Raw genomic sequence first — 15,510 nt, forward strand, 5'->3', positions numbered from 1 at the left:
TCCTGTTGTGGAAATAAATCCCTTTCCCTTTATTCTGTCCACATCATCATTATTTGGATGAATGATAGCCCTGGTTCCCGCAATAACAAGTACGACGCTTTTGTCATCTGGGTAGGTCATGGAACTACGCTCACGTTCAGAATTGTTGATAAGTATCCGTTATCTTTTGTTGGAACTGAGTCAACAACCACCTCCGGGGCTCCCACCAGGAAGATGGTTGCCACCGCCCCGGAAATACTGATTTCCTTCTAGAGCGATTCTTGAGTTCATCAGAATGAAACTCAAAAATCAATTTAAACGGATATATGCGCTCTGATTTTTATTTATTCCAAAAACTGTAAGCCCATTGTATGGATTTTTTTGCTTTATAATCTAGGTAGGGAAACTGTTGGCAAGTTTTCTCTGCTATAAGCCTACTCCCTTCGAATAAATCATTTTTTTCCCATTCCGGATCTACGGAATCGGCGTACTTAAATATTCTTTCAATTTCCATTATAGCTTCATTTCGATCCTCTGGAGCAATTAATGATAAAGCGCGGTCTATGTTTAATTGCGGATATGGAAAATCATCATATCCAACATATATTGGAATCACCTCATTGATGGCTTTAGTATTCATATTAACGACTCCATATGATGGTTTCAATTTCCGTATTGGGGTGTACCCTACTGATTTGTGTGACAGTCGGATTGTTTTTGAGGGCTGGAAGCTCGAAGGTTTCCCATATATTCCCTGGTCGGAGATTATCACCCAACACAGCTCGGACCTTACCGCTAGCTCCTTCTGCATAGGCTGCAGAGGCATTTTGCCATGCTTTGGTAGCACCTGGAGAGCCGTCCCATTTAGGCATATCCACACCTTTTGATGCAGCCAACATTTCCAAGGTTGTGCCGCCTTTAGAAGTGGCTACTTTTGCCGCAATGGCATCCCCCCCATGACCAAGACCGGACCAAAAATAGGCTTCGTCTTTAGGTGAAGAAAACACGTCACGAGCAGCAACAAATTGCCCATTCTTGGCACGAAAGCGCATCGCATTTTGGTCGAATGAGATGCAACTCAACCCCAGCGGATCAACCCATTCTACCGGGTTTGGCGCATAGGCTGCAAGGTTGCTGCCACCGGCCAGCCGGATCGGGTCTTGGGTGGTGAAGCAGCCTTCGTTGGGGGCGTAGTAGCGGTGGCGGTTATAGTGCAAGCCAGTTTCAGCGTCGTGATACTGGCCCTGGAAGCGCAGCGGGTTTTCCACCTCCGCCACATGCAGCTTCGCCAAGGCCCCCCAGGCGCGGTATTCCGCCTGCCAGACCAGCTCGCCATTATCGTTGGTCAGTTCCTGCGGTGTGCCCAGATGGTCCAGGTGGTAGTGATAGACCTGTGGCCGCTGATCCGCCCCGCCATTGCGGCGCAGTTGCGCCAGGGGGCGGAAGCTGCCGGGTTCGTGCAGATAGACGATGGCCAGCGGATCGGGGCTGGGGGCATCGGGCGCGTGGGCGGCGCTTTCGCCCAGCAACACATCGCCATCCCAGAGGAAATCCGTGCGCTGCCAGACCAGACCTGCGCCATCACTGCCGGGGGAGGGGGCGTCATCATTGGCGCTGGCGGGGGGCAGATGGGCGGTCTGTTTCCACAGCCGCCGCCCGAACGCATCATAGCCATAGCGGGCCAGGGTGCGGCCCCGCCGGTCCTGCCGCTCCACCGCCACCAAGCGGTTGCTGGCATCATAGCGATAGGTCAGCGATACCGCCCCGCCGGCGGCCCGCCATTCCCGCACCCGGTTGCCCCAGGCATCATACTGGAACTTGGCATCGCCATGCACCAGCAGCCGGTCACCCTTGGCCTCCCCACCCCAGAAACCGGCATCAGCACCCGAGGCCAGGATATTGCCGGCGGGATCGGGAACGAAACTTTCCGGGTTGGTGCCTTCCACCGCCAGCAGCCGGTCGCAGGCATCATAGCGATAGCGCCGCACCCCGCGCTTGGCATCCTCAATCGCCACCAGCGCGTCGGCACCATCATAGCCATAGGCCCGGCTGAAGCTGACGGCACCGCCGCGGTATAATATTTAGTATTTGTTTTACAATTTATTTATATTTTTTCCAAATCAACGATATAAATTGATTTTCTTTCAATTTCATACCCTATGTTTAGTATTTCGTCGTCATTACACCACTCTCCTACATGTTTATTTATCCCAATCATGGCTCTAAGAGGAGCTTTTTTTTCTATTCCAAATTCAATATATTTTTCCATAATGTTTATTAATTTTTTGTATTCATTTTTTGCCCACTCTCTTTTTTCTAATTTTATTTTTCTATTTGCTGCATCAATCATCTTTTTCATTTCTGCATACATTTCCTTCTTTTCTTTTTCTATTATATTTTCTTCGCTCATGGTATTCTCCTTGACTCTACAATCCAAGATGGATCAAAATCCTTAAACCGTAACTGTGTTGCACCTCCTTTAAAAACACCACTTATATTGCTCTGTTGTTCTTTCGCTGTGCCGATGTAAGCAGTTATATCAGTACCCTTTGGGATTTTTGCAACGCTTGTTACTTCGCGCTTACCCCACTCCGGAGGAAGTGCCAGCCCCTGATGAACATCATCAACGGTAGAGAAAGAATTTGCTTGATCTGTTGTTGTCCACCATTTTGCGGATCTTCCTTCTCCAAAAGGAGTGTCTTGATGATATGAAACTAAAGTTAAATCTTCGGTAAGTTTTCCTGATTTCAGAGAATATCCTGGATTGAAGTTGACTAAATCATCCTCAAAACCTCTGCTGTAATCTACTCTTTTAGAAGATCCACCATCAACCCCACAACTCAACCCCAGCGGATCGACCCATTCTACCGGATTCGGTGCATAGGCTGCAAGGTTGCTGCCACCGGCCAGCCGGATCGGGTCTTGGGTGGTGAAGCAGCCTTCGTTGGGGGCGTAGTAGCGGTGGCGGTTATAGTGCAAGCCAGTTTCAGCGTCGTGATACTGGCCCTGGAAGCGCAGCGGGTTTTCCACTTCCGCCACATGCAGCTTCGCCAGTGCCCCCCAGGCGCGGTATTCCGCCTGCCAGACCAGCTCGCCATTATCGTTGGTCAGTTCCTGCGGTGTGCCCAGATGGTCCAGGTGGTAGTGATAGACCTGTGGCCGCTGATCCGCCCCGTCATTGCGGCGCAGTTGCGCCAGGGGGCGGAAGCTGCCGGGTTCGTGCAGATAGACGATGGCCAGCGGATCGGGGCTGGGGGCATCGGGCGCGTGGGCGGCGCTTTCGCCCAGCAGCACGTCGCCATCCCAGAGGAAATCCGTGCGCTGCCAGACCAGACCCGACGCATCGCCGCCAGGGGAGGGGGCGTCATCATTGGCGCTGGCGGGGGGCAGATGGGCGGTCTGTTTCCACAGCCGCCGCCCGAACGCATCATAGCCATAGCGGGCCAGGGTGCGGCCCCGTCGGTCCTGCCGCTCCACCGCCACCAAGCGGTTGCTGGCATCATAGCGATAGGTCAGCGATACCGCCCCGCCGGCGGCCCGCCATTCCCGCACCCGGTTGCCCCAGGCATCATACTGGAACTTGGCATCGCCATGCACCAGCAGCCGGTCACCCTTGGCCTCCCCACCCCAGAAACCGGCATCAGCACCCGAGGCCAGGATATTGCCGGCGGGATCGGGAACGAAACTTTCCGGGTTGGTGCCTTCCACGGCCAGCAGCCGGTCGCAGGCATCATAGCGATAGCGCCGCACCCCGCGCTTGGCATCCTCAATCGCCACCAGCGCGTCGGCACCATCATAGCCATAGGCCCGGCTGAAGCTGACGGCACCGCCGCGACGGACCCCTTCCTGGCGGATCAAGCGGCCTTGCGGATCAAAATCCTGGCGCTGGAAAATGCTGCCGGCTTGACGACCGATCTCCCGCCCCGCCGCGTCGCGCTGGAAACGGGCAATCTCCCGCCCGTCACAGCCCACGGCAGATGGGAGGCCATCCTCGCCCCAGGCCAGTTCCACCCGCCGCCCATCGGGCAGCAGCGTGGCCGTGCGGCGGCCGCGCGCATCATGCAGATGGCGGATTTCCAGGCTGCCCTGGCGTTCCACCGAAAGCCGCCCATCGGTATCATAGGCGAACAGGTTGGCATGGTCCGGCGTTTCCGCCGCTAGCAGACGCCCCACCACATCATACCGGTAATGGTGGGCGCGGCCATCGGCGAACTGTGCTGCCACCAGCCGGCCCAGCACATCGCGGCTGAACAGGGTGGCGCGGCCCTGGTCGGTGCTTTCCACCACAAAGCCGGCGGCATCGCGCCGGTACTGGATCAGCCGCCCGTCAAACCCGGTTTCCGCCACCAACCGCCCGGCGGGATCATAATCCAGCCGATAGCGTTCGCCCTTGGCGTTGGTCAGGCCGATCAGGTTCAGTTCGCTATCGTAGTGATACTGGAAGCGCGAACCATCAGCGGCGATGCGTTCCAGCGGATAGGGCAAGCCGTCGTAACGCCAACGCGTCACCCGCCCCAGCGGGTCTTTATGGCGTGTTACATGGTCTTCGGCGTCATAGTCCAACACCACCTTGCCGCCATCGGGGCGGTGGATGGTGATGGGGTTGCCATTTTCATCCCGGCTGAGGCGCAGCGGCGCGTCGGTGCCGCGCTGGACGGAGATGACCCGGCCCAGCGCATCATGATCATATTGCCGATAGGGGCCTTTCTCCGTCGCTTCGGCCAGCAGGTCGCCACCGGCAGACCAGGTGAAGCGCTGGATGGTACCCAACGCATCGCGCAGGGCCAGCGGCAGGCCGCGCCCATCGCGCAGATAGGAGGTCGGCTGGCCGGATGGGGAGACATGCTGGGCCAGATTGCCGCGAGGATCATAGGTGAAGCGATGGCTGGCCCCATCGGGTTCCACCACCTGTGCCGGGCGGCCCAGATCGGGCCGGGTCAGATCGCCAGTGACGGGCACGCCGTAGCCGAGTTTCAGCGCCGCCCCGTCGGGGGTGACACGCTCCACCAGCCGGCCCAATTCATCATAGGCAAGGCGCAGGGTGGCGCCATCTGGCCCGGTGATGGATACCAGCCGTCCCGCCTGATCGAACTCCCGCTTGGTCACTTGGCCCAGCGGGTCGGTCTCTTCATCAATCAGGTGCAGCGGGTTCCAGCGATACAGGCTTTTCGCCCCGCGCCCGGTGACCACTTCGGTGGTGTGGGCGCTGAGGTCATAATTCAGCTTGGCGTGGTAGAGCCCGTTGGTGCCCCAGGTTTCCACACAACGGGCGGCACGGCCCCGCGCCACATCATCCCAGACGAAATGGAAGGCAAGGCCACCGCGCCGAACCTCTTCCACCAGCAGGTGGTTTTCGTAGCGATAATGCCATTCATGGCCGCGCGCATCGGCGGCGGCCACCATGTCGCCCGCTTCGTCATAGCGGAAGCTGACCAGCCGCAGCCGCCTTGGCTGACCATCCGCATCCGGCCCGTCCGGATGGGGCGCGTCGATGGCGGTGATGCGGCTTGCATCGTCGGTTTCGACCGCGTATTCGCGCCCGGCACTGTCGATGATGCCCAGCAGGCGGCCCTGATCGCCGCGTGACAGGCGGATGGCGTTGCCATTGGCATCCGCCACGCCCACCAGCCGGCGCAGGCCGGCGGCATCCGCCGGGCCGAATGCCATACGCGTGCCCTGATAGTCGGTCAGCCAATAATCCCGGCCATCCGTCTGTAAAAGCAGCTTTTCAACGCTGTTCAGCGCCGGGCGACCGGGGGCGGGATCATGGAAGAAGGCGAGCCGCCCATCGCCCAGCCGTGCTGCCCAGCCACCACCCGCCACCCAGCGATACAGCGCCATGTCAAACGGGTGATGCCAGCCGGACCCCAATTCCCCCTGATGGGTGGAACTGGACATCCAGACCCGCCCCCAGACCAGCGGGATGGGGCCCGCCACCTCAAAATCCAGGGCTTCGGTGAACAGTTCCCCGCTGGCCACGTCGACGGGGTGGCCGGCGGTCATGCGGTTGCCCAGGCCACCGCCCACGAAACCACCGATGGCACCACCCAGAACCTCACCGACGATGCGCCCGCGCTCGCCGCCAATCGCCTGACCAACCGCACCGCCAGCTATGGTGCCGCCCGTACCAAGCACCATCCCGCCCACAGCGGTGGCGCCAAATCGGGCCAACCCGCAGAGGCCGCGCGCCAGAAAAGCGGCACCGGCCCCCGCCCCCAGTCCCATCAGCGAGCCGGCAATGACCAGGAAATTGGCGGTATCCACCATCCATTCGGGCACTTCGCTGTCGATCGGCAGGTAATTGCCCGGCTCCCGCCCGATGAATACATCGGGGGAGCCGGCGGCAATCACCCCATCGCATTCCAGCTTGTCCTTGATGCGGGCGGCGGGCTGGCCATTAATGATGACGGTGCGGCTGCCCTGGGCAATGCGTTGCGGTGTCGGGCCATGGTCGGAACATTTGCCCTTGTCCTCGATGGCGCGGGCTGCCCGCTTGCCATTGATGATTACATTGTCCGAGCAGGTGGGGGCGATTTCGCCGGCCGCATGGGTGAAGGTGCTGCCCAACGCTTGCCCGACCAATGCTCCTGTTCCGGTGGAGGCCATGATCCCACCTACGGCACCGACAACGGCCAGGGCCGCACCACCGGTACCCACCACGGCAACCACAGCGACCGCCGCCGCCAGACCGATGGCCGCACCGACCAGGAAGCCGGCCATAGCACTGCTATGCTCGATCGGGTCGCCTTCGCGGGCGGCGTTGAACTCCCCATCCATGGTTCAGGTCGCCGCGCCCGGTGCCGGCCAGGTGAAGCTGTTCAGCATGGCCAGGAACTGCTGATCGCAGGCGGCAAAGCGTTCTGCCGGGGCGGTATTGACGATGGAGATCAGGCGGCCATCCGGCAATTGCGCATAAAGCTGGCGCTGTTTCACCATGCCCGCCCCGGAATTCCATTGGAACAGCACCTCCACCGCCTGCCGACCCGACAGCATCACGTCCCGCCGCAATTCCAGTTGGAAACCCTGGGCGCGGGCGGACAGGTCGGCCATCTGCCGGTTGACATAGGCCCCCAACGCCTCCCCCGGACGCGGCCGGTCATAGGCCACCATGATATTGGGGGCGACCGGGCCGCTATTGTCCGAGGGGCCCGCCCAGGCGATCATCGACCGGTCGGTCCAGTCATCCGGCAGTTGGAAGCTGAAATCGCGGGTGCGGCAGGTCTGCGACATGGAATGTCCTGAAGCAAAAATGGTGGGGGATCAGCCAGGCTGGCGCAGGGCACGGGCCACGGAAACGGCTTGATCAATCTTCTGGTTCCCGGTGCTGGGGGCGGCGGCCAGCAGATCGTCGGCCTTGGGCATCTCCCCCGCCATGGCCTTGGCCGCCAGCGATGAAGCGCCCCCTCCGGCAGGGCCGCCGGCGGCCCTGCCGGGCATCAGTCCCTGCAGGCTGGACAAGGCATTCTGGCCGGTCGGGGCAAAGCTGCCCGCCACGGCGTCCAGATCGGCGGATCGGGGCAGACTGCCGGGCAGTGCCGCAGCCCCGTCGGCCCCCGCCATGCCGGGCAGGTTGGCCCCCAGAGCAGACGCGGCTTGCGCCATGCCGCCCTGCATCAGGCCACTGGCTGCCTGCATTCCTGGCACGGCGTTGCCCAAGGCGGATGCTGCCTGTGCCATGCCGGCATTCAGGGCACTGGCAGCCCCGGCCTGCGGCCCGCCGGCGGCCAGTGACTGGGCCATTTGCAGTGCCGGGTTCAGCAATTGTCCGGCCGGCCCCGGCAGCGCCTGGGCCGCCATTTTGGCCATCTCCGCCAGCGCCCCCGGTGTTTGCAGGTTAAACGGGGTGAAAGGTGGAATACCCAGGCTGGAGCCGATGGCGCCTGGCTGGAACAGGGTGGCGAAGACCGACATCTGCTGAACCTCTTCTGCAAGACGGGACAGCCTGCGAGACGTGATTTCAGGCGCGGGTCACGCTGGCTGATGACCCTGACTTCCCGCGACAGGCGATCATTGCTGCCTTTCTCTCTACCTTAAACGCGGTCGGGTGCTGACCGTTCTAACGGTGAGCCTGCGGGCGAAAGGGGGGTATCTCTGATTGGTAAAGCCACGCTGCGGACTGAACAGCTTTGGCGACGTTCATGATTTGCCCGGCCCCCGCCAAGTATCAGGGCGTGCCTTTGGTGTTCCCTGTCAGTTCAAAGGTTTCCGCTGCGACCAGGAAATGCTGTTCGACCTGGGGATAGGTTTCCGCATCGCTGAAGCAATGAAGAATGTAGATGTAATCATCCTTCTGGAATGTGCGGATGCGGAACAGAACAGGGCGGCCCTTCACCATCTTGCGCGCCTTTACATCGGCATTGCGCTCCGTGGCGGCCGGGATGATGCGGTTGGCCAGAATCTCATAATCATTGGCCTTCAACCATTCATGCAGCCAGTCGGCGGGTACGACCGGCCGTTCGGTCTTGAGCGCCAAAATCTCCACCAAGCTTGTGTCGCCCCTGTCACCATAGGCAATCAGCAACTGCGGCTTGCCGTTGGGGGCGGTTGGCCGCCCTTCCTTTTCAAACCAGAGCCAGTCCTTGGGCATCAGGATATTGAAGGCGAAAGGCGGGTGGGGGCTGGGAAAGTCCTGCAAAATATAGGACCGCATGATCTCTTCCTTGCTGGCCGTGACACGGGTCTGCAAGGCGGATGCGTTGTCCGTTGCCAAGGCTGCCCCGGTTGGGATCAGCATCACAAGGCAGAGAAAACCACAGGCAAGAAGATGGGTAAGGGGGGATCTCATAGGTGCCCTCGTCTCAAAGGCCGTTCAGGATTGATCCCGTGGCCCGAATTTCGGGTTATGTGGCCAGGATGGCGTAAAGCAGGCCGAAACTGGCCAGCATCAACATGCTGGTGGCGAACAGGTCGGCACCCCGTCCTACGGCATGGATATGGGCGATATCCGCCCGGCTGTAGGGGGCCAGCCAGAGCCGGTATATGGCCGGCACCGCGTCGGGAAACGGCTCAAACCGGGCCACCTTCTTCAAAACGAAGGAGAGATACCAGCGGATGAAAAGGCAGAAGAGCAACCAGGCCGGCAGCCCCAGAGCGATGCGATAAACGCTCAGCACCGTACCGCTCATTTCCCGGCCCCGGCCTTCCAGCAGGAAGCCGATGCCAATGATCACGCCCAGACATCCGGCGAGGATGGCGACGGTCAGGGCCAGTTGCCGGCCCGCCGGCAAGGCCATCACCAAGCGCCCCATCGGGCTTAACCTTGCAGGGGGAGTGGCACTCAATGCGGCACCAGACCGGCCAGGAAACTGCCATAAGCGATGTCAAAGGCTCGCCGGTTGATCGGCCCAATCAGGTAGGGGTCGGGGGTGGGGGCCGGCGACAGCAGGGTGAAGACGGCCCAGCCCTTTGCCGTCCGGATCACCGTCTGGCGCAGGTGGGCCGGCGTGCCGTTCAGGCTGGTTTCGCGTTCGGCGACCGACAGGTGAATGCCGGGCAGCCCGGCATCCACCGGTTTCAGGGGCACTTCCCGCAGATCGGCGCCGATATTGCGCAGATTGGCGATCACCGGAGCCGCCGCCATCTCCGCCGTGCTGGCCCCTGTGCTGGTCAGCACGTTGAGGAAGCCCACCGGCGTGCCATCCCCATTGGCCAGATTCCAGGATTGGCTGTCGGGGCCGGCGCTGTTGTCGGGCTGTGCGATCCAGGAGGTCGGTGCTTTGAAACCCAACTGGAACACCTTGTTCAGGGGCAGTTCCTGCATGGGTTCCGCATAGGGCTGCTGTGCCTGCACCTGGGTCAACTGGAAGCTGGCCGCGGCGACAAGGAAGGCTTCCTCCACCTGGGGATAATGCGCCTCATCGCTGAAACAATGCAGCAGATAGAGGAACTTGCCATTCTTGAAGGTGCGCAGCCGGAACAGGACCGGGCGGCCCGCAATCATCTTCTTCGCCAGAACATCCGCGTTGCGGCCGGCCGTAGAGGGAATGGAGCGATGGCCCAGCACCTGATATTGGTTGATCATCACCCATTGTTCCAGCCAATCCTCCGGCGCAATCTCCCGCTCCAGCCGCAGCGCCAGCACTTCGATCAGGCTCTGATCGGTCCGGTCACCATAGGCGGCCAGCTTCTGCAACTGCCCGTTCGGCTCCGTCGGGTTGCCCTCCTTCTCGAACCACAGCCAATCCTTGGGGATGCGCAGCGTGAAGGCGAAGGCGGGATAGGGGCTGGGAAAGGGCTGCTGCAGGTAATCGCGGGCCAGATCGGCCGGCGTTGCCTGGATGGTTGTCCGCATCTCGGTCATCGCACTTTCCCTCGGATTATGTGGCGCGCGGCGAAAATGGCTGCCGCTTCCAATCGATAATGCATCATTTCTTCGGCGCGGGCCCGATGCTGGCCTCGCCCTCGATATCGACGCCGAACAGGGCGCCGATGGCGGCGAACCCACCCCCATGGTAGCGCGATGTCTGACGGTCATAGTAACCAAATCCACCGCCGCCAATTTCGGCTGTGCCCGCCGAGACGCCGCCGGTGGCCTTGCCAGAGATGGTCCAATCGTCCGGAACGCCGGGCAGCCAGCCGATGGGAATGGTGACATTGGTTTCCGCCTGCGCCTGGGCGACACGGGCGCCGGCCTTGCCGCCCAGGGCGGCACCGATATAGCGCCCATCATCGCCCAGCAGGGCCTGGCCCTTGGCATCGGCGGAGAACAGTTCGCCTGTCCCCTTCAGGCCGACGCCGCCGGTATCCAGATGGCCAAGCGCCCCTTCCACATTAACCCTTTGCATGGCCGCCTTGGCCTCGCCGGCGGCCCCCAGACCATCCTTGGTGATGCCGGCATGGCCGTTGGCTTCCGCGGCGAAAACATCCAGCCCGGCCCCGGCCTCGCCCCAACTGTTCTGACCTTTGGCGGAGATGCGGGCCAATGCCGCCTCGCCCTTGGCGTCAACGGTGGCCTTGTCGCCGGTCAGGGTGCCGGTGACTTCACCCTCTGCCCCCATGACCTTCGCATTGACCGGGCCGGTCTGCTTGTTGGCGGCCCAGGCGTCACCCTTGGCGGTGGCGGTTCTCTCGCCGGCCGGGTTCTGCCCCTTGATCGCCGACGTGGCGCTGCTGCCACTGGCGGCACCGTTGCCGGCAGCCGCCCCGCCACCACTGCCACCGCCGGAGACCTGCACCTCTTCTGCTTCCGGTGGGGGTACCTTCTCCTTGGTGTTCAGCCAGATATAGTCCCCATCCAGGCTGATCCCGGTCTTATCCATGATGATGGTGGAACCGTTGGAGACCAGGATGATCTTGTCGGGCGTCAGTTGGATGGCGCTTTCACCGACCTGGAAGACCATCAGGTTCTTGGCGCGCTGGATGGCGCCATTGCCGATCTGGATGAACTGGTTGTTCTGGACGACGGTGGAGAGATCCTTCTGGCTATGGAAGGCCAGTTCCTCGCCACCCGCCTTATCCTCCATGGAGAACAGGTTGAAGCCATTGCCGCCGGGGCTGGACAGGGTGCGGAACGCGGTCTGCGTCTTCTGCGCCGGCAGCGAAACGGGCGCGGCGGTTTCGGAATTGGGCACCAGACCCAGGATCACCGGGCGATCCGGGTTGCCCTCCATGAAACCGACCACCACCTCCATGCCCACACGCGGGATGGTCTGCGCGCCAAAGCCGCGCCCGGCCCAGCTTTGCGTTGCCCGGATCCAGCAGGAAGAACGGTCGTCCGCCGTGCCGCGCCGGTCCCAATAGAATTGCACCTTCACCCGTCCATAGGCGTCGGTATGGATATCCTCCCCCTTGGGCCCCACCACCACGGCCGTTTGCAGGCCGGGGATGGTGGGGCGGGGGGTGGTGCGGCGGGGGACAAAGGGGGTGGATGCTGGGATACAGGTAAAGCTGTTCTCGTACTGCGTATTGCTGCCGCCGTTGGTTTCATAGGACTGGTCGGCCGCCTTGTGGCTGACCGACAGCACGACATAGGAACTGTTTTCCGCCATCACCGGATGGCCGGTCATCAGGAAGCGGCCGATGGGGGCCAGGGTGCGGCAATTGCTGACGCCCTGGATGGTCTCGCGCTCCACCTCCTCGGCCTGCATGTTCAGCTTGGCGCGGCGTTCGCCCAGGCCAGGATCGGCATGAAGGCCCGGAAACTCAAAATGTTCGTGCTGGGGCTGTTGCTGGAAATTGGACAGGGTGGGAACCGTCTGGTTCAGGCGCAGCTTGCTGGTTTCGAAATTATAATCGGCCACCGTCCAGGCGCTGGCCTGATAGGAATGGCGCCGCCGCCAGTCCTTGATATGGTTGGACAGGGCCGAGGTGGCGCTGAACGGGATGCTGGGCTCGGCCCCCGACTGATAGGCGGCGGTCTGCGTTGCCACCACCAGCGTGTGCTTGCCGGGTTCATGGCGGAAGAAATAGTAAAGCCCATCCTCCTCCAGCAGGCGGCAGACAAAGGCGAAATCGGTCTCCCGATACTGCACGCAATAGGGGCGGGGCGGGGGGGAGCCGGCCATGGAGAAATCATACTGGCTATGGCCCATCTCATCAAAGATGGTGGCCAGGATTTCCAGGCTGCTCTTGTTCTGGAAGATGCGGCAATCGCTGGTGCGGGTCAGCAGCCAGAGCCAGGGCACAATCTCCAACTCATAATGACGCTGACCGCGCCCGGCGGCGTGCCCGGCCGTCAGCCCGGCGACGATGCCGTTGAAACTGCGATAGACGCCGTCCTGAAGCCGCAGGTGGAAATCCACCGGCTGGGCCACCAGGCTGGCCGGATCCAGCATATCGGTCTGCGCCCGCACCGTGGCGCGGAAATTGAACAGCGCCGACACCGCCTCCGTCCCCTCCAGCGCTTCCAGCAGCAGCTGATCGGGGCCAAGCGGTGTATCGATCGCCAGGATGCGATTGACCTGCGTGAAACCGTCCATTCCAGATTCCCGAGCAATGGCCCTTGCAGCCAACGGCAAATGCCTTGGAAAGAAAACACCCCAAGGAAACGGGGTATTGAAAGCGCCATCAGGCGTCACAAAAAACGCAAATCCCTGACCTGCTGAGAGCAGGGTGAATTCTACAGAAGCAAAACCCCGGAATATTGAGGGGGTCTGCCCCTTATTATAGAAAGTCGCTTTGGCTTCAACGAAACAGAAGGCAAGTGGATCGCCGAATTCGGGGTATGCCGAACGGGTCGATGCAGAGGACCGTTATAAGCAACGATTGGAATAGGGCGGCACCCCCAGGGGGTATCGTTTCATGGCCGAGAACCTGATTTATCGGCCCTTCGGCCTATCGAACGGGCGCGATAAAGGCTCTTTGAACGCGGATTGCGACAAAGGTAAGTGGTCGAAGGTACATCATCCGGAAGGGGTGACACCAAATCGGTGGATCATCAGCTATATGGAATAGTGCGTGTGTATAAATAGAACATGTATGGATAACACCAAATAGCACGTCGGTGGTGCCGATTGCTTGTGATACCTATTTTTTGTGAAGGGCCGTGGTTATCTCGCGGCCCTTGTTGATGGTATTATTTTGTTTCCACGATTGTTCCGCAACGATCGATAATTTTTCTGAAACAAAACCCAGTCTTCGATCCTTATACGATCATCAGGTGATATGCCGGTCGTTTTCGCAGCCCGGTTACGTCCCGCTCCCACGTGAACGAGGAAAAGATGGCGCTTGTCCTGAAAGTGATGAAAGCGGGTGACAGCTCCCTGAGCGAGGGGGAAAGCCGCAGCTTTGACGGCGCCAGCATCAGCATCGGGCGCGGGCAGGAGAATGACTGGGTGGTCAATGATCCGCACCGCCATCTGTCCAAACAGCATTGCCGGTTTGAAAAACGCGGCAACGCCTATTTCATCATCGATACCAGCACCAATGGTGTTTTCGTTGGCGATGCGCCGGTGCCGTTGGGCAAGGGCAATGCCCAGGCGCTGCGCGATGGGGAGGTGATCAATCTCGGCCCCTGTGTGCTGAAGGCGGAGTTTCGGGAGACGGTGACCGCTGCCCCCGCCCTGTTCGGTGATCATTCGCTGGCCGGCGGGGGCGGGCTTGATTTCGCCATGGAGACCGCGCCCGCCGCCTATGGTGCCAATCCGGCCTCGGTAAGCGATATTCTGGGCGGGCGGCGGCGCAACGATGCCAGCCCCATCGAGCGTGATGGCGACCTGGCCACGCTGGAGATGCCGGAATCCGACATGGCGGCCTTTGGGGGGCATCCGCAACTGGCCAATCATTTCGCCGCCCCCGAGGTGCAGCGCCCGGTGATCCCGCCGGATTGGCATTCCGATGAGGCGACGCTGCCGGCGGAGCCTGAAGCCCTGGCCGAACCGGAACCTGCCCCCGATTTTCCCCGCCCCACACCGCGTCCGCCGGTGGCGGAAGCCGTGCCTGCGCCCTCGCCGCCGCCACCCGTGGCCCGGGAGCCGGCGGAGGCCGCAACCGACCTGCGTGGCACCGACCCCGTGGCTGCCTTCATGGCCGGTGTCGGCCTGCCGATGGAGGCCATCGACAATGCCGATCAGGCTGCCCTGATGCACAAGATGGGGCTGGCCTTCCGCGAGGCCGTGTCCGGGATGCGGGAATTGCTGGAACTGCGGGCCTTCCTGAAATCGGAATTCCGCATCGAACATACGTTGCTGCGCGCCAAGGAAAACAACCCGCTGAAATTCTCCGCCAATCTGGATGGCACGCTGGCCGTGCTGATCGGCAAGCGGGTGACGGGTTTCCTGGATGCGCCGGACGCCATCCGCGAAAGCCTGCGCGACATCAAGGCCCATGAGGTGGCCCTGATCGCCGGTATGAAGACGGTGGTGGCCGATGTGCTGGAACAGCTGTCGCCGGAAAGCGTCAGCACCGATGTCAGTTCGTCCCTGTTGCCGCAGGTCCATAAGGCGCGGTGCTGGGAAAAATACGAACAGACCCATCAGCGGATCATGGGGGAACAATCCTCCGGTCCACCGCTCGGCGGCAAGTTCTCTGCCGCCTACACCAAACAATTTCGCAGCCTTTGATCAGGCTGACCAGAAACAGGCTGAATAGAGATGACAATAAGCCGCCTATCCATTCTCGCTTCCCTTGGCCTTGCCGGCACGCTGCTGCTGTCCGCCTGTTCCAGCAAGCCGCCGCCGGCGCCCCCGCGTGGGGCCATTCCTATCTATGTCACCACAACGCGGGAGGTGAATGCCGATGCGCAGGGGCGGGCCGCCCCGGTGGTGGTGCGCGTCTATGGTCTGGCCAACAAGGACAGTTTCAATCTGGCCGCCCCCATCCAGTTGATCCAGCAGGATGCCAAGACGCTGGGGGCCGATCAACTGGACCGCCAGGAACTGGTGCTGGCGCCGTCTGACCAGAAGCTGATCACCCAGCCGGCCAATGACAAGGTGAATTATGTCGGTGTGGTCGCCGCCTATCGCGCCATCGACAAGGTGAAATGGCGGGAGGTGGTGGCCGTGCCCGCCACCGGCAGCGTCATTCTGGATGTCACCGTCGGGGCCACGGGCGTGACGGTGCAGCAGCGCCCGCAGCCGGAACAGAAAAAGTGAG

The 15,510-nt window shown here is 61.2% G+C and carries 12 protein-coding genes; 2 read left to right on the forward strand and 10 right to left on the reverse strand.

The features are described 5' to 3' along the window. Positions 1–319 precede the first annotated feature (319 nt). The 10 genes from PCJ49_RS00685 to tssI form a co-directional block, all read right to left on the reverse strand. Positions 320–619 (reverse strand): hypothetical protein, encoded by a 300-nt coding sequence (locus PCJ49_RS00685; protein ID WP_269909245.1) that lies wholly within the window; start codon positions 617–619, stop codon positions 320–322. A gap of 1 nt (position 620) precedes the next feature. Beyond that, positions 621–2,060 (reverse strand): RHS repeat-associated core domain-containing protein, encoded by a 1,440-nt coding sequence (locus PCJ49_RS24735; protein ID WP_269909811.1) that lies wholly within the window; start codon positions 2,058–2,060, stop codon positions 621–623. Between the two features lie 23 nt (positions 2,061–2,083). Beyond that, positions 2,084–2,389, reverse strand: a complete 306-nt coding sequence (locus PCJ49_RS00695) for a hypothetical protein (protein WP_269909246.1) — start codon at positions 2,387–2,389, stop codon at positions 2,084–2,086. Next, entirely contained in the window at positions 2,386–6,756 is a 4,371-nt protein-coding gene (locus PCJ49_RS00700) for an RHS repeat-associated core domain-containing protein (RefSeq protein ID WP_269909247.1), read from the reverse strand. The genes PCJ49_RS00695 and PCJ49_RS00700 overlap by 4 nt, the downstream gene beginning before the upstream one ends. Before the next feature lie 3 nt (positions 6,757–6,759). Then, positions 6,760–7,209 carry a DcrB-related protein gene (locus PCJ49_RS00705; protein ID WP_269909248.1) on the reverse strand — a complete coding sequence of 150 codons (450 nt, stop codon included), beginning with the start codon at positions 7,207–7,209 and terminating at the stop codon, positions 6,760–6,762. Between the two features lie 30 nt (positions 7,210–7,239). Next, positions 7,240–7,890 (reverse strand): hypothetical protein, encoded by a 651-nt coding sequence (locus tag PCJ49_RS00710; RefSeq protein ID WP_269909249.1) that lies wholly within the window; start codon positions 7,888–7,890, stop codon positions 7,240–7,242. A gap of 253 nt (positions 7,891–8,143) precedes the next feature. Next, positions 8,144–8,689, reverse strand: coding sequence for a hypothetical protein (locus tag PCJ49_RS00715; RefSeq protein WP_269909250.1), 546 nt, complete (start codon positions 8,687–8,689; stop codon positions 8,144–8,146). A gap of 130 nt (positions 8,690–8,819) precedes the next feature. Next, on the reverse strand, positions 8,820–9,227 hold the full coding sequence (locus tag PCJ49_RS00720; RefSeq protein ID WP_269909251.1) for a hypothetical protein: 408 nt from the start codon (positions 9,225–9,227) through the stop codon (positions 8,820–8,822). 29 nt (positions 9,228–9,256) lie between these two features. Further along, complete coding sequence (locus tag PCJ49_RS00725; RefSeq protein ID WP_269909252.1) at positions 9,257–10,279, reverse strand: hypothetical protein; 1,023 nt, start codon at positions 10,277–10,279, stop codon at positions 9,257–9,259. A gap of 64 nt (positions 10,280–10,343) precedes the next feature. After that, the gene (tssI, locus tag PCJ49_RS00730; protein WP_269909253.1) at positions 10,344–12,896 is read right to left on the reverse strand and encodes a type VI secretion system tip protein TssI/VgrG; all 2,553 of its coding nucleotides are present in this window, start codon (positions 12,894–12,896) and stop codon (positions 10,344–10,346) included. Between the two features lie 741 nt (positions 12,897–13,637). Between tssI and tagH the strand changes: the two genes are divergently transcribed. Both tagH and tssJ read left to right on the forward strand, forming a co-directional pair. Further along, positions 13,638–14,978 (forward strand): type VI secretion system-associated FHA domain protein TagH, encoded by a 1,341-nt coding sequence (gene tagH / locus PCJ49_RS00735; protein WP_269909254.1) that lies wholly within the window; start codon positions 13,638–13,640, stop codon positions 14,976–14,978. A gap of 30 nt (positions 14,979–15,008) precedes the next feature. Further along, positions 15,009–15,509, forward strand: a complete 501-nt coding sequence (gene tssJ / locus PCJ49_RS00740; RefSeq protein ID WP_269909255.1) for a type VI secretion system lipoprotein TssJ — start codon at positions 15,009–15,011, stop codon at positions 15,507–15,509. The last annotated feature ends 1 nt before the right edge of the window (position 15,510 follow it).

Source organism: Niveispirillum sp. BGYR6 (assembly GCF_027568365.1).
Lineage (GTDB): Bacteria > Pseudomonadota > Alphaproteobacteria > Azospirillales > Azospirillaceae > Niveispirillum.